The sequence below is a fragment of the Bacillus mesophilus genome (genome assembly GCF_011008845.1).
GTDB classification, from domain to species: Bacteria; Bacillota; Bacilli; order Bacillales; family SA4; genus Bacillus_BS; species Bacillus_BS mesophilus.
Genome location: NZ_JAAIWM010000005.1, coordinates 210,969 through 227,299, shown reverse-complemented (window position 1 = coordinate 227,299; position 16,331 = coordinate 210,969). Strand labels below are relative to the sequence as shown.

13 protein-coding genes are annotated in these 16,331 nt (G+C 37.6%); 4 read left to right on the top strand and 9 right to left on the bottom strand.

What is annotated here, in order from left to right:
- Positions 1-15: 15 nt before the first annotated feature.
- The 4 genes from G4D63_RS15050 to G4D63_RS15035 form a co-directional block, all read right to left on the bottom strand.
- Entirely contained in the window at positions 16-1,857 is a 1,842-nt protein-coding gene (locus tag G4D63_RS15050; RefSeq protein WP_163180497.1) for an adenylate/guanylate cyclase domain-containing protein, read from the bottom strand.
- A 14-nt stretch (positions 1,858-1,871) separates the two neighbouring features.
- Positions 1,872-2,213, bottom strand: a complete 342-nt coding sequence (locus G4D63_RS15045; protein WP_163180496.1) for a DUF3307 domain-containing protein — start codon at positions 2,211-2,213, stop codon at positions 1,872-1,874.
- Positions 2,210-3,364 (bottom strand): GAF and HD-GYP domain-containing protein, encoded by a 1,155-nt coding sequence (locus G4D63_RS15040; RefSeq protein ID WP_163180495.1) that lies wholly within the window; start codon positions 3,362-3,364, stop codon positions 2,210-2,212. Before G4D63_RS15040 ends, G4D63_RS15045 begins: the two co-directional genes overlap by 4 nt.
- 249 nt (positions 3,365-3,613) lie before the next feature.
- Positions 3,614-4,018, bottom strand: a complete 405-nt coding sequence (locus tag G4D63_RS15035; protein ID WP_163180494.1) for an acyl-CoA thioesterase — start codon at positions 4,016-4,018, stop codon at positions 3,614-3,616.
- A gap of 144 nt (positions 4,019-4,162) precedes the next feature.
- On the opposite strand from G4D63_RS15035, the gene G4D63_RS15030 reads away from it, so the two are divergent.
- From G4D63_RS15030 to G4D63_RS15020, 3 genes are all read left to right on the top strand, one after another.
- Positions 4,163-5,359 (top strand): iron-containing alcohol dehydrogenase, encoded by a 1,197-nt coding sequence (locus G4D63_RS15030; RefSeq protein WP_163180493.1) that lies wholly within the window; start codon positions 4,163-4,165, stop codon positions 5,357-5,359.
- Positions 5,360-5,502: 143 nt separating this feature from the next.
- Complete coding sequence (locus G4D63_RS15025) at positions 5,503-6,960, top strand: CoA-acylating methylmalonate-semialdehyde dehydrogenase (protein WP_163180492.1); 1,458 nt, start codon at positions 5,503-5,505, stop codon at positions 6,958-6,960.
- A 288-nt stretch (positions 6,961-7,248) separates the two neighbouring features.
- Positions 7,249-10,770 (top strand): bifunctional 2',3'-cyclic-nucleotide 2'-phosphodiesterase/3'-nucleotidase, encoded by a 3,522-nt coding sequence (locus G4D63_RS15020; protein ID WP_163180491.1) that lies wholly within the window; start codon positions 7,249-7,251, stop codon positions 10,768-10,770.
- Between the two features lie 107 nt (positions 10,771-10,877).
- Here G4D63_RS15020 and G4D63_RS15015 read toward each other — a convergent pair whose 3' ends face one another.
- The 4 genes from G4D63_RS15015 to G4D63_RS15000 form a co-directional block, all read right to left on the bottom strand.
- Positions 10,878-11,297 carry a hypothetical protein gene (locus tag G4D63_RS15015; RefSeq protein WP_163180490.1) on the bottom strand — a complete coding sequence of 140 codons (420 nt, stop codon included), beginning with the start codon at positions 11,295-11,297 and terminating at the stop codon, positions 10,878-10,880.
- 165 nt (positions 11,298-11,462) lie between these two features.
- On the bottom strand, positions 11,463-11,849 hold the full coding sequence (locus G4D63_RS21925; protein ID WP_239585984.1) for a CPBP family intramembrane glutamic endopeptidase: 387 nt from the start codon (positions 11,847-11,849) through the stop codon (positions 11,463-11,465).
- A 320-nt stretch (positions 11,850-12,169) separates the two neighbouring features.
- Positions 12,170-13,402, bottom strand: a complete 1,233-nt coding sequence (gene pepT, locus G4D63_RS15005; protein WP_163180489.1) for a peptidase T — start codon at positions 13,400-13,402, stop codon at positions 12,170-12,172.
- Positions 13,403-13,439: 37 nt separating this feature from the next.
- The gene (locus G4D63_RS15000) at positions 13,440-14,036 is read right to left on the bottom strand and encodes a hypothetical protein (RefSeq protein ID WP_163180488.1); all 597 of its coding nucleotides are present in this window, start codon (positions 14,034-14,036) and stop codon (positions 13,440-13,442) included.
- Positions 14,037-14,441: 405 nt separating this feature from the next.
- Here G4D63_RS15000 and G4D63_RS14995 point away from each other — a divergent pair, with 405 nt between their 5' ends.
- Positions 14,442-14,741, top strand: coding sequence for a DUF5658 family protein (locus G4D63_RS14995; protein ID WP_163180487.1), 300 nt, complete (start codon positions 14,442-14,444; stop codon positions 14,739-14,741).
- Between the two features lie 105 nt (positions 14,742-14,846).
- On the opposite strand, the gene G4D63_RS14990 is transcribed toward G4D63_RS14995, so the two are convergent.
- A complete protein-coding gene (locus tag G4D63_RS14990; RefSeq protein WP_163180486.1) occupies positions 14,847-16,166 on the bottom strand; it encodes a hemolysin family protein in 1,320 nt (439 codons plus the stop codon).
- Positions 16,167-16,331: the final 165 nt, after the last annotated feature.

Below are 16,331 nucleotides of genomic sequence, written 5' to 3'. Positions count from 1 at the left end.
AAGGGATCTTCATCCCTAAGCCTTATCTGTTTTTTTGAATTGAAGTCTAACTAACTCTATAGAATCAGAAATTCCTCTTAAATTTGCATGAAAGGATTCTAGTATTACATCTTCTTTCTCAAGTTGAAATTGAATGGTCGAGTTGTTTAAATACTCCTTATGGAAGACGATATCGTTTCCAGTACTTTGACCTTGTATCCTAGCAGCAATATTTACAGTTCTTCCGAAATAGTCGATCCGATCATTTGAATTTACGGCAATTGCTGGTCCACTATATAAACCAACCTTTAGAGTAATATCCCCTGCATTCTTATCATTAAATTCTGCGATATGTTTTTGGATGTGAAGAGCTGCTTGAAAGCCATCCTCAGGTTTATGAAAGACAGCCATTACCGCGTCCCCAATCGTTTTAACCACACTGCCTGAATTTTTTGAGATCATCTCTGTTAAATAATCAAAATGTCTGCGAACCTGTCCGTAGGCATCTGCGTCCCCTACTACCTCGTAGAGAGAAGTAGATCCTTGGAGGTCACTAAAAAGAATCGTGACATTCTCAATGCCCACCTGTTGGCCTGGTGCTAATACTTCTGAGGAAAAGAGATCTCTAAATTCTTGTAGTGCGGTGATTTTTGCAGCTGTTACTACCTCTTGACTCCACTCCCCTTGTTCTACCACTACTACAATGTCCTCTGGACTTGAGTTGTGAATAGTTATAGCAGTGTTTCCCGGAGTAACAGAAATAGTAGACTCTGACCAACCACTGTTTCTATAATCTAATTCAACAGCTTGCTTTGATTGATTGGAAGGAACTGATTGAATGTCCACTGTGTGATTAGCTTGCAGAACTCGAATTCGAAGTTTTTTATGATAAGGTGGAATTACCGTCTTGTAGGTTTCTCCCTTTTCAATCACCTTCTGAATTTTCACATGAGGAGAAATCATCGGTCCCCCTACACAATAACTCTGGGCATAGGCTTTTCTAACTGAAGGATGGACAGAGAAATATAGCTCTACGTAATTTTCAAAATTTGCATCATAGTTTATACCACATAAGTCACAATGAAACTCATTTTCTAACTGGGACAGAGTGTTATAGCTTACTTTAGACACCCTGCAATTCGGACATATTAAATTCCAGCTTAAATTCAAAATTCCAACCTTGGTTGCATAAAGAAATAGCCTAAGTACCTCGTCAGGATTTACTCCCCAATGTCTAGCAAGCTCATAAGGTCTCATCTGTGTTACATCATGATCCATCTTTTCGACTAGATGCTGATGAAGGTAGGGAATATAGGATGAGTCTACTGGTAGTTTGGAAAGCTGAGTTTCAAGCTTTGTTAATTCAGGTATATTGACCTTATTAGTAACCTTCTTCGGAGTATAGGCTGTTTGATCCTTTACTTTGTTAGATAGGTAATCGTGAAGATATTTCATCGTCAAATGCATCGATCGAACAGCTGTGAATGGTAGGGCTGCTTTACCTAGAAGATTTCGGGGTGTAAACTCGCCAATTAACCGGACTGTCGTTTTAGCTTTGTTATTCTGTTCATATAGCTCAATTCCCCCCAGGAAATGCGCTAATGGCCCTTTTTCATATCGCCGTTCTACCATATAAGACTCATTGGTCACCCACTGAAAGGGATATTCTCTCCAGACAATCGGAACAAGACCTGCAACCTTTGCTTCTGCCAAACGGTAAAATGTATCATCACCAACTTTTTTGGCAGGGCTAAAGGTAACTGGAAATAACCCGATAAATCGATTTAATCGATCGGTATCCCCAAGAAGCTCCCAAATTTTCTCTTTAGAAAGAGGGAAATGTTGCTCGATAATATATTTCTTAGCTGAATACTTCATCTATGTATCCCCTCCTACACATAAATGGCAATTGCCAACAATATAAGATGAAAAACTTGATCTGTTACAATAGATAACCAACCCAGACTAGGTCCATCTGCCCTTTGTATCTTTTTAACCCAAAACGAAACGAACTTCTTTCGATCTAGGATCACATGTCCAATAAATATAATGGCAATTCCCCAAAGAGAAAGTCCCCCTGAAAGAAACCCGAAGATCGCTACAACAATTGTGTAAATGGTGACATGAGTTAGTAACGGAATCCACTTTGTTGCTTTATACTGTGCCATCCACGAAGTTTGCAGGAGGAAGTCTCCGATAAAATGTCCTATTAACAGAAAATCAAATTGGCTCATAATATTTCTCTCTTTTTAAAGCCAGGCACTTCATAGGAATCTAGCTGGTAGTTACATTCTTCTAATATGGAAGTGAAAGCATCCACAATGTTAGGATCGAATAAGGTGTTTTTGCATCTTACTAACTCGGCTGCTCCTTCTTCGAACGTATGCCCTTTACTATAAGGCCTAACTGTTGTCATTGCGTCGAAGGTATCTGCCACTCCGACAATTTTAGCGAACAGAGGAATTTCATCTCCAGATAAACGGTCAGGATATCCACTTCCATCAATTCTTTCATGGTGTGATCGTGCCGTTTGAATCGCATTTAGTACAGAACTCTTTGGTTCCATATTAGATAAAATGGTTGCACCAATGACTGTGTGTTGCTTCATTAACTCATACTCTTCTTGAGTTAATCGTGTCGGCTTTCTTAAAATCTCATCTGAGACACCTATTTTTCCAATATCATGTAATAATGCCGCTTTATATAGTTCCTCACATTGTCCTGTCGAAAATCCAAGGCGATGCGCAATCCACACCGAATACTTTGCGACACGCTCTGAATGACCAGCAGTATAAGGGTCACGTGCATCTAACACCTTTGCTAATGTTCGAATTACACTTATGAACATCTTATATAGATGATCGTACATTTGGCTGTTATGTAGAGCCAGTGCAGACTGATTAGCTAGAGCTAGTGCTAACTTAACGTCCTCTTCGGTAAAATGATTTTCTTTTTTCTTGTTTAGAAGCTGAAGTGCTCCAATTGAATTCCCTTTGGCAATAAGAGGAACGGTAATCATCGACATGGTAATAAATCCACTAGATTGGTCGACTCGCTTTGCCCAGTCAGGGTCCTCTGCTACATTTTCTATTAAGTGTGCTTTCCCTGTCGTAATGACTTTTCCGACGATTCCCTCTCCCTTTTGCAGCTTAATGTTTAACATCGCTGAAGAAGTTGGTCCATAGGCTGCACTTACTTCGATTTCCTGTAACTCCTCATTAACGACCCATAAAGTCCCTGCTTCAGCCCCTACTACCTGTACCATCTGAAGAAGAATATTTTCAAACACATCATTGATCGCAATATTGGAGTTAAGTTCTTTAAATGCTTCTAGCAGACTTAATAGCTCGTCTACTTTATGTTCTAATTCTAGGATACGTTCCATTCATGTAATCCCCTATTCCTCATAATTGAATAATTATCTTAATTATAGGCAAATTTCGACAGAATTGCTCTATAAAGTCTTTGGAAATAGAAAATAAGCATGGGTTTTGTGTGATGAGGTTAATTGTAGTGGGAAAAAGCACCTTTACCTTGCCTTACTGAACTTGCAATAGATTACTGTCGTTTACTAATAATAGATGGGGATGTTTTGATACTTAACTAAATGTAAAGGCTAGGCCACAAATGGGGCCTAGCCTTCATCATTACTATATAAATGCTTCTCAAGTTCTACTCTAATCTCATTAGGAATAACCTCTTTTGATTGGTTCTCAAAATTAAAATTTACATAAACAGCTGTGCTTTTTGCACAAAGTGTGTCTCCCTGATGTAATTCCTCATACAAAATAAAACTAGTATTTCCAATCTTATTCACCCAAGTCCGAACTTCCACTTCTCTCCCGTAATAAATCTGGCTGACAAAGTCGATATTTGAATTAATAATTACGCATCTCCAGTTTTTGAAGCTATGATCGGGAGTAAATAATTCAAAGATTTCTTCTCTTCCCGCCTCAAACCAGACCGGTAAAGTTGTGTTATTAATATGTCCTGCGCCGTCTGTTTCGGATACACGAGGACGAATGATTGTTTTGTACATAGTCCGCACCACCTTTTATAAATATATTAGTCATTAACATGAAAAATCCTTCTCAAAGATCGAGATAAGCAATATATTTATAGTAATGATTTTTAATTTTCCGAAATAATAGAGAACTTATCCTGTGTGAAGGGTGGAAAGTAAATGGAGGGCTATGCTGTTTTTAGAACACCTCAAGCGATTTTTTATGGTAGACAGTCTTTTGAGAATGTTGGAAAGGAGGCTGCTCTACGAGGTAAAAAAGCGTTGCTTGTCAGTGATCCAATTATGGATGGACTCGGATATGTTAGTACGTGTATTCATCATCTAGATCAAGCTGGACTTCAATGTGTGGTATATGTGGGTGTTACTTCTGAGCCAACCGATCAATATGTAACAGAATCTCTTAAGCTTATGTTAGAGGAGGAATGTGATCTGGTTATTTCACTTGGTGGTGGAAGTTGTATTGATACGGCGAAAGCGATTGCGGTATTAGCTACAAACGGTGGATCTATCGGAGAGTATCAAGGTGGAAGGAAGCTTGCGACTCATAAGCCGATTCCACATATCGCCATTCCTACAACAGCGGGCACAGGATCTGAAGCAACTGATGTCACGGTAATTACCAACACACAAAACAATGTCAAAATGATGATTAAACAACCAGCCTTTATGCCTGATGTGGCGATTGTGGATCCACTTCTAACACTTTCTTCTCCTAAGCCTGTCACAGCTGCAACCGGTGTAGATGCTCTTAGTCATGCAGTAGAAGCATACCTTTCAAGACGTTCTCATCCTATGACAGATACAATTGCGTTATCTGCCATGAAACTATTAACGGAGAATATTTTAAACGCTTACAATAACGGTGAAGATCTTGATGCTAGAGAAGCGATGTCACTTGGCTCACTTCAAGCAGGGATGGCATTTACCAATGCTTCCGTTTGCCTTGTCCACGGGATGTCGAGACCGATTGGAGCGTTATTTCATGTACCGCACGGTTTTTCCAACGCAATGCTTTTGCCAGCTGTTCTTGAATATAGTAAAGAAGCCTGCATTGACCGTTTAGCAGACCTGGGTCGAATTTTTGCTCCTGAAAAGAAGGACTTGTGTAATGAGGAGGCAGCTAATCTAGCGGTTGAATCTGTCAAAGAGCTTTGCCAAAAGCTTGGTATTCCCAACCTGAAGGAATGGGGAATTGATGAACAAGCTTTTAAATTAGCAATCAGTAAAATGGCAGAGGATGCATTAGCTAGCGGTAGTCCAGCAAATAATCCGAGAGTACCGACAAGAGAAGAGCTAGAGGAACTCTATCTCGTTTGTTATGATTATCAATTTGCATCTAAAAAAATAGTAAACTAAAAGTAAAATATTGGAGTTATTTTAGCTTGTAGTTTACTGTTAGATTATTACGAGAATTTTTCACACAACGATGTGTATACATAAATGTACAACTAGTTTACAAGAACCAGGCTTTGATGCGTGTAGAAAGGGGAAAATAAATCTTGACCACAACAACAACTAAAATCCTTAAAAATTATATTAACGGTGCATGGGTAAATGCCCAAACTGAGCAATATCAAGTCGTGCCCAATCCGGCCACTGGTGAGGAGCTAGCACAGGTTCCGATTTCAACTCAAGAAGATGTTGATACAGCTGTAAAAGCAGCGAGAGAAGCTTTTAAAACATGGAGTAAAACACCTGTACCAAAGCGGGCTCGTATTCTATTTAAATATCAGCAGCTATTAGTAGAGCAGTGGGATGAGCTTGCTAGATTAATTACAATCGAGAATGGCAAAAGCTTTAAAGAAGCACATGGAGAAGTACAACGAGGAATTGAGTGTGTGGAATTCGCAGCTGGTGCACCGACCCTAATGATGGGTAAACAGCTACCAGATATTGCTTCCAATATTGAATCGGGTATGTATCGCTATCCAGTCGGAGTAGTCGGAGGAATCACTCCTTTTAACTTTCCAATGATGGTACCATGCTGGATGTTTCCGCTAGCAATCGCTATGGGAAATACCTTTATATTAAAGCCCTCAGAAAGAACACCTTTACTGGCTAATCGTTTAGCAGAACTTTTCACAGAGGCAGGCTTACCAAATGGGGTTCTGAACATTGTTCATGGTGCTCATGATGTGGTGAATGGATTATTGCATCATAAAGAAGTACCTGCGATTTCCTTTGTTGGATCACAACCGGTGGCCGAATATATTTATAAAACAGCTGCTAACAATGGAAAACGAGTTCAAGCTCTAGCGGGAGCAAAAAACCATTCCATTGTGATGCCTGATGCGGATTTAGATTCAGCCGTGAAGGAAATCATTAGTGCGGCTTACGGCTCAGCGGGTGAACGTTGTATGGCATGCGCAGTGGTAGTGGCAGTTAGTGATGTAGTTGATCCACTTATTCAGAAACTAAATGAAAAAGCAGATGAAATCAAAATCGGAAACGGATTAGAAGAGGATGTATTTCTAGGTCCGGTCATTCGTGCAGAACATAAAGAGCGTACAGAAAGCTATATCGTGAGCGGAGAACAAGAGGGAGCAACTTTAGTTCGCGACGGTCGTAAGGATGAGGCTTATCACCAAAATGGATACTTCATCGGCCCAACTATTTTTGATAATGTAAAGCCTTCTATGAAGATTTGGAAAGATGAAATCTTTGCGCCAGTACTTTCAATTGTTCGAGTTGGAAGCTTAGAGGAAGCTATTGAGCTTACAAACCAATCTGATTTTGGTAACGGGGCATGCTTATTCACTCAAGATGGTAGCAACGTTCGTTACTTTAGAGAAAACATTGAGGTTGGAATGCTTGGGGTGAACATTGGAGTTCCAGCACCAATGGCATTCTTCCCATTCTCAGGCTGGAAGAATTCATTTTATGGAGATCTTCATGCAAATGGATCTGACGGGGTCGAGTTTTATACGAGGCGTAAAATGCTTACGGCTAGATGGTAGGATGATACAGGGCACTTTTCCTTATGGGAAGGTGTCTTTTTTATTTTCCTAAAGCTTACATAAATGCATATAGGTCCTCTTCGGGATGCGTGACAGTACCTATTATCCTAGTTTTCTAAAATCAGTAAGGACACTTGAACTACCTTTAATTCTCGTTTGAATGACAAGGATAGTAGTATTTAACTGTCTTTTGAAAACCTTACATATTCTTTACAAGTAGTTAATTTTTGTCTGCTATATTTAATGTGCAATGTACTGTCTTTCAAATATGAGTAAAGGGTGGATCTAATGAAATTGCAAAGCAAAGTCAAAGGTAAAAAAGTAGTTTCCAGTGTTCTTGCTTTAAGTCTTTTAACAACACCATTTATGTCTACGAGCATTAGTGCAGCAAAACCCTCTGGAGGAAAAGTGACTTCACAAGTGGAGCTACGCATTATGGAGACAACAGATATTCACACTAATCTATTAAGCTATGATTATTACAAAAATGCCGAAGCACCAAAATTAGGATTAGCCAAGACAGCAACCCTTGTGAAGCAGGCTCGAAAAGAAGTAAAGAACTCGGTACTAGTAGATAATGGCGACCTCATTCAAGGTAATCCACTAGGTACATACAAAGCAAAGGTAGATCCACTAGAAGACGGTGAGGTTCATCCAGCAATTAAGGCCATGAATTTAATGGATTATGACATCGTTACTCTAGGAAATCATGAATTTAACTATGGATTAGATTACCTTGATGAAGTATATGATGATGCGAACTTCCCAGTCGTAAACGCAAACGTATACATAGATGATCTGGATCAAGACCAGACGAATGATGTAAATAAATATTCTCCTTATAAAATTGTAAATAAGAAAGTAACAGACAATGAGGGTAAAACAAAGGTCATTAAGATCGGTTATATCGGATTTGTACCGCCACAAATTAATGAGTGGGATAAGGCACATCTTGATGGCAAAGTGATAACAAAAAATATCGTAGAGACGGCTGAAAAGTTTGTACCTATGATGGAGGAAGAAGGAGCAGATGTCATTATTGCATTAGCTCATTCTGGTTTTAACGGAAATGAAGCCCATACAGAGGACGCAGTGTATGCGCTAAGTAAAGTAGCTGGAATCGATGCAATTACTTTTTCTCATACGCATAAAACATTCCCAGCAAAATCAGTGGATAAGTTGGATAGATTGTTTAAAGGTCCAGATGGGAACCCACTACCTGGTGTTGATAATGAAAAAGGTACAATTAATGGAGTAGCTGCTGTACAAGCGGGATATGGTGGAGGTTCGTTAGGAATCATTGACCTTTCTCTTCAAAAAGTAAGAGGAAAGTGGTCTGTTGCTACCTCTCAGTCATCTACTAGAGAAATCGAACATGTACAACCAGATTCAGCAATTGTGGAAGCAGTAACGGCTGATCATGAAGCCACAATTGAATATGTAAATACGCCAATTGGTACAACAACGGATGATATCCATAGCTATTTTGCTCTAGTTCAGGATGATCCTTCCGTACAAATTGTAACAAATGCGCAAAAATGGTATGTAGAAAAGTATGTTGAATTAAATAAGCCTGAATATAGAGACCTTCCGATTCTATCTGTTGGTGCACCATTTAAAGCAGGACGTAACGGTGTGGAAGAATATACAGAGATTAAAAAGGGAGACTTAACGATCCGTAGTGCAGGTGATTTATACCTTTACGACAACACACTAAAAGCAGTCAAAGTAAAAGGTTCTGTTGTAAAAGAATGGATTGAAATGTCAGCAGGTAAGTTCAATACAATCGATCCAACGATTACAGAAGCACAAGAATTACTAAGTACTAGTTTCCCAGTTTACAACTTCGATGTAATTGACGGGGTAACATATCAAATTGATGTAACCCAACCAGCTAAATATGGAAAAGATGGTTCTTTAATTAATCCAGATGCTAGCCGTGTAGTAAATCTTGAGTATAATGGTGAAGCAATTGATTTAGAACAAGACTTTATTGTGGTAACTAATAACTACCGTGCAGGTGGTGGTGGTAACTTCCCAGGAATTAAAGGAAGTGAGCTTGTTGTTGATTCAGCAGATGAAAACCGCCAAATTTTAATGGATTATATTTCTGAGATGAAAGAAGTAACACCAACAGCTGATAATAACTGGTCGATTGCCCCGATTTCAGCGGATGTAAAGGTAACATTTACAACATCACCGAATGCTGAGAAATATATTGATGCTACTAGTCCTTTCAGCTATACAGGTCAACTTGATCAAAATGGCTTTGGCATTTTCGAAATTGATTTAAACCGAGGGATAAAGGTTCAACTACTGGGTTTAAATGATTTACATGGTCAATTAGATACAAGTAAAAAGATAGGAAATCAGTTGGCTGGTAAGGTTGAGTACACTGCTGCGGCATTAAAAGCGGAAGAAGCAACCAATCCTAACACATTACTTGTTCATTCAGGAGACATGATTGGTGGAAGTCCACTAGTGTCTGCTTTATTCCAAGATGAGCCAACAATTGAAGTATTAGAAGCAATGGGCGTAGATGTTGGTGCGCTTGGTAATCACGAGTTTGATGAGGGTATCGATGAACTAAAGCGTATGATGCATGGTGGAAATCATCCCAATGGAAACCCAGGCTATGACGGAATGAATTTCCCTCTAGTTGCAGCAAATGCTTATGATACAAGAGATGGGCAGCTGATCACGGAGCCTTACACTGTCTTCACAATCGGCGGGCAAAAGGTAGGATTTATTGGGGTCGTTACACAAGAAACTCCTACTATGATTGTGAGAAAAGGTAATGAGACATTACAAATTACCGATGAAGTAGAGGCAATCAATAAATATACAGCCGAGTTAAAGAGTCAAGGAATACAGTCTATTGTCGTATTAGCACATAATCCAGCATCTCAAACTGGATACACAGATAAATTTGATTTAAGCAAAATAGCTGAACAAATTTCTGATGAAGTAGATGTACTATTTGCTGCTCATAACCATGTAGAGGTTAATAGATTAGTAGATAATAAGTTAATTGTTCAAGCCTTTTCTTATGGTACTGCATTCTCTGACGTTGATCTTGAAATTGATCCGTTCACAGGAGATATCTATAGCAAGTCTGCAGAAATTAAGACTGTATTTCAAAATAACTATACACCAGACCCAGAAGTGGCAGCAATCATGGAGAAGTATGCAGCTAAAGTTGAACCAATTAAAGCACAGGTTGTAGGAGGATCAGTAACTACACTTGCGAAGGGATATCCAACAACAGCAAGTGAGTTTGGAGACTTTGGCTTAGGGAATTTAATTGCAGATGGAATGAAGTATGCAATGAATGCTGACTTTGCTTTAATGAATGGTGGAGGAGTTCGTTCACCACTAGATGCAGGAGAAGTTACGTATGGCGATTTATTTGCAGTCCAACCTTTTGGTAATACATTAAACAAAGTTAACCTTAGTGGAGCTGATCTACGAATCATTTTAGATGAACAAATCACAGCTAAAGGTCTTGATTACCATATTGCTGGATTCAAGTACACGTATACGTATGATTTTGAAACAAAGACAGGTAAAGTAGTAGATATTCTTTTACCAGATGGAAGTAAGATTGATGAAACAAAGGAATATACAGTGGTTGTGAACAACTATATGTATGGAAATGCTGATACAAGTTTTGAGGAGTTGTCTACTAATCTGGAAGTTGGTCCAGTTGATGTGGATGCAACGGTGGAATATGTGAAGACTCTTTCAAACCCATTTGAATATCAAGCAGAAGGAAGAATTCAGTTAGTTGTTCCTGCTTTGGTACAGTAAAACTAAAAAGAAAAACAGGTACTATAGTTTAGCTATGGTATCTGTTTTTTATTTAGTCCGTTTTATTGCGCTCCATCCAGTAACTATGGGTATTATGGGATTGTTATTTATTTTTGTAGTTCCTTGTATGCAATAACCTTTAAAGCGAGAATTTCTTCTTCTGAGAGGTTTTCCTCGAGTAGTGTAATGACTTCCTCTTTTGTCATGTTTCCACTTTGCACTTGTTCTTGAATTTGCTTTAATTCTGTCATTCCAACTTTTTTAATGATGGCTCTTGTTGCTTCTTCCTTGGTCTTAAAGGGAAGCTTCTTTTCATCAACATTGTGCTGATCTGCGATAAATGCCTGTAGGTCTGGATCCTGTTCTATTTCTTGCTTTACTTTGTCCATTTCCCCACTGATTTCAAGCTCAGTTGATACTGCTTCGACTAACTGCTCGGAAGCAAGATTGGTAGCGGTATAATAAATTGCCCAACCAATCCCACTAAAAATGAATATTGAAAGGAAAACCTTTAACCAAAATTTCATCTACAACACCTCTCATCTACCAACAATCATACAATAAGGATCACAAAAAATGTTAAATCAATTATTGGGAAAAGGAAGTGATTCTATCATTTTGAATACTCCAATATAGACGTAGTGTTAGTTAGTATGAAAATAGCTTGGAGTTTAATTCCAAGCTATTTTTGCTTACTCCTTTAATTTCAACCATTTATATTTGAATATGAGGGTCATCCCTAGATTCGCTAAAAAATGGACAACAATGGGCACGATGAGGTTAGCCGTTTCAAAATAAACCCAACCGAAAACCAAGCCAGGAATGGTAATATTGAGGAGCATAATGGGTTTTTTATAGTACTGAATATGTATGGCTACAAAGGCTAATGTAGTGATCATGATGGTAAGCCACTCATTATTAAAAACAAGAAATAGTACATTTTGAAGAATTCCCCTAAATAATAACTCTTCAAAAACTGCCCCAGTCATTAAAAATGTTAGTAATTTGCCAACAGAATAGTTTTGATAGGTTTTATTTGTGTCATCAACAAATCTTGAAGGTGTTACAAGTGCTAACAAGCCACCTATTACAAGTAAACGGAAATCACTGAAATAAAGATCATCTTTATAGGCTGATTAAATGATAAATAATCCTAGATTTTAAACAAGTCATTTATAATGAAACCAAAAACTGTTGCCAAACAAGCCAGTATAAAAGAAGAGAACACCAGAATTGCCTCATTTGGGTTGAAATTTCTTTTTGTACTTGTTTTTATATTTAGATCCTCCATATATAGCCCACTTTCTTCTCCACAGTTATAGACAAAGGAAAACCTGCTCACAAAGTAAGTTCTCTTTCAAGAATATACGCTTCATGAGCAGGTTTGGTTTCAAATTATTTAGTTTTGTTCTTCAAATAATCTAGTTATCTCTACAATCACTTTTGTAGCCTTTTCCATATTATCAACAGAAATATATTCAAACTTACCGTGGAAGTTCTCTCCACCTGTAAAAATATTCGGAGTTGGTAGTCCCATATAGGAAAGCTGGGATCCATCAGTCCCACCACGAATCGGTTCAATGATTGGTTCGATGTTTAAATTCTTCATTGCCGTATTAGCAATATCAACAATTTCCTTCACTGGCTCGATTTTTTCTCTCATATTATAATATTGGTCATTCATCTCTAAAGTCACAGTACCCTGACCATATTTATCATTAAGGTCATTTACGATATTTTGGAGGGTAGTCTTTCTTCCTTCAAAGCTCTCTCTGTCAAAATCTCTAATAATGTAAGAAAGCTTTGTTTGCTCAACATCGCCATTGAAAGAAATTAAGTGATAGAATCCTTCGTATCCTTCTGTATATTCAGGAGCTTCATCAGCAGGTAACATTCCGTTTAACTCCATTGCAATCTTAGCTGAATTGACCATCTTGTTCTTTGCCGTACCTGGGTGAACGCTATTACCTTTAACTGTAATCTTTGCTCCTGCAGCACTAAAGCTTTCATACTGTAGCTCTCCAAGTGGACCTCCATCAACTGTATAAGCAAATTTTGCATTGAAGGCAGCAACATCAAACTTATGTGGCCCTCTACCGATTTCCTCATCAGGAGTGAACGCTACTCTTACTTTACCGTGCTTGATGTCAGGGTTCTGAATAAAATAGTTCATAGCTGTCATGATCTCAGTAATACCTGCTTTATTATCAGCTCCGAGAAGTGTCGTTCCATCTGTTGTAATTAAGGTATGCCCTTTATATTTTGGAAGCTCAGGAAGGCTCTTTGGTGAAAGGACCACGTTTAATGCTTCATTTAGAACTAAATCATCTCCATCATAGTTTTCAACAATTTGAGGATTTACGTTAGCACCAGTGAAGTCTGTAGCCGTATCTAGATGAGCAAGGAAACCGATTGTTGGAACTTCCTTATCCGTGTTAGCAGGAAGCGTCGCCATCACATAACCATTATCATCCATCGTTATTTCCTTCATGCCGATTGACTTTAACTCCTCGACAAGTAAGTTAGCCAGTGTTAACTGACCTGGTGTTGACGGACAAGTTGGACTATCAGCATCTGATTGAGTGTCAATTTTTACATATGTAGTTAAGCGGGTGATCAGTTCTTGTTTCATTTTTGGTAGCCCCTTTATGTTTTATTTCTATTGTACATTATGTAGTTACTTCTGTTGTGATATTAATCTTGGATTTTCGATTTTTTAGAAGGAATGGAATGCTTATTGAACCAAAAGAAAAGCCGATTATCGTCATGATACTAGCGGTTAAAGGAGTGACGACACTTTCTGATAGAAAGATAACTGCTAGAGGTAATAAGCAGAGTAAGCCTGTACTTACGGAAAAGACTATTCCTATGTAAAACACAGCTTTCGCTACTTCTTTTAGTTTATATAATTGGAAGGCAAGTGATACAGCTCCTGTAAATAGAAAAGCAGTACTAGGAAGGAGAAAAAGGTGTCCATAAGGGATACTTGATAAAGAATGAAACGTCTCAATGTAATAAAAGATTGAATTCAAGAGTAAACCAATTGTTAGAATGGTGATGGAAAAAGTAAGCTGCTTTTTAAATGTTGAACCTAAAAGATATAAAACACTTAAGCAAAGTACAGGAAATATAAACTCAATATGATCGAAAAATCCTGAAGGTTGATAGCCAATGTGAATCTCTCTTTTTAAGATTAACCAATCATATAGGGGCTTTGATCCCCATAGAGTTCCTGCTAGTAGGCTTAACCAGTATAGTGTTTTCAAATGAAAGCCCTCCTAATTATAAGTATTCATTCCAAAAGAATATATCTTACCTCTTTTTAAAAGAGTACTTTACATAGATATGTCTGAAAAAAAACAAAATTATAAGATTTTAAAAATACAGATATTTTTATTGAATAATTCTTTATTAAGAACTAAAATAATAAACATCTACAAATTATATTATTTTTTTGTTGTTAAATTCTCAATAGAGAACAATTATATACTAGATTGAAAAGAAGTACAATATATATTCACTAATTAGGATGAAGTTAAACAGGCTATGTGAACAAAATTACTCCTTTTAAGTGGTACTTGGTATAGCATGGACCCTCCTTGACTAAAATTCTAAAAAAGGGCGTAATTATTCCTCCTGTTTAATGAGGTGATACGGAAAGGTGGTTAATCATGAAGTTGATATTTTATAGTTTAGCAATTTTAAACAGTATTGATGCTACTATGACATTCTTAGGGTTAAAACTATCCCTTATTGAGGAAGCTAACCCAACTATGAGATTCCTTTATGAAACAGAACCCTTATTATTTTTAGGACTAAAATTATTATTGTCAATTGCCTTATTAGTGTTTGGCTGGAAAAATGTTTTTCCTAGAATCAGTTGGTTTAAGCCGCTTATATACACTGCTTTATCTCTTTATGCAATAATTACGTGTCTTCACGCAAAATGGGTTTTTCAGGTTATTACTTAGCTTAATTCGTTCTTCTTAAATTTTTTTGCTAAAAAAGGCATAGTTAGAAAATTGATAAACCAATATTACTACAACAATAAAGGATACCAACTAAGGTATCCCTTATTAACTGCCACTATCCTTTTTTAAGCCAACCTCAACCCGAACAATCCTTTTCTCGTTTACTTCCTTCACTGTAAACAAATAATCCTTATATTCAATCTCTGGCTGATCACCATTATTCGGAATATATCCAAGCTGTCCAATTAAGAATCCACTTAAAATGTCGTATTCCTCGGTAGGAAATTCTGTCTTTAACAAGTCTTCTACAATATATAAATTGGTCGTTCCAGGAATAATGTAGGTCAGATCTTCAAGCTGGATGATTTCTTCCTCATCAAATTCAGGCTCGTCATACTCATCAAAGATATTCCCAACAATTTCTTCAAGAACATCCTCGATCGTCACAATGCCGTCAGTTCCTCCATATTCATCGATGGCAATGGCCATATGGATATTGTACTTCTGCATATCTCTAAAAAGAGTATCAATTGGTTTTGATTCTAGAACGAAAAAAGGATCGCGAATGAGCTCTCTCATATTAAAGTTTGCTTCTTCACAGTTTTCAACAAATTGAATTAAATCTTTTCCGTGCAGAACTCCAACAATATGATCAATGTTTTCTTCATAAACGGGGAAGCGAGTATATTTTTCAGTATTAACGAAGCGAACGGTTTCAAGTAAGGTTGAATTAATAGATAGAGCCGTGATATTTGTTCGGTGCGTCATAATATCTGAGACCGTTTTATTATCGAATTCAAAGATATTATTGATCATCACCTTTTCAGCTTCCTGAATCGTTCCATTTTCCTTTCCCACATCAATCATCATTCTAATTTCTTCTTCTGTTACATTCTCCTCTTGGGCATTTGGGTCGACTCCAAATAAACGAACAATGGTATTAGTGGAAAACGTTAATAGCTTCACAAATGGTGAGGAGACTTTTAGCAAAAAAGTTAATGGGGTGACGGCAAACATGGAAATAGCTTCAGCCTTTTGTAGGGCTAGCCGCTTAGGGACAAGTTCACCTAACACCAGTGTGAAATAGGAAAGCACTAATGTAATTACAACCACCGAGATGGTGCCTAAAAGCCTCGGAGCTAACGGAACACCCATATATAGGAGAAATTCAGTTAATTCACCCGCAAAGGTTTCTGCTGCAAAGGCACTGGCTAAGAAACCAGCTAAAGTAATTCCAATTTGGATGGTTGCTAGGAAACGGCTAGGTTCTGATAAGAGATTTATTAGCATAATCGCCTTTTTATCTCCACTTTCAGCCTGCAGTTTTATTTTATTGTCATTTAGAGAAATGAGTGCAATTTCAGAAGCAGCAAAAAAGGCATTGATGATGATTAATATAATTAAGATAAACACTTCGATTCCCAAGACATCCACCTCCGGTCATACAAAGTAAGCCTATTTTTCCTCAAGAAAAAAAGGAGTTCTCCCGTATTTTTCATTAACTCTTCGTGGATTATACATTTCCAAGTTAAAAGCTCTTTTTCCGGATCAGTAAAGATACATGGATATCAACCTTAACATCGGTATATA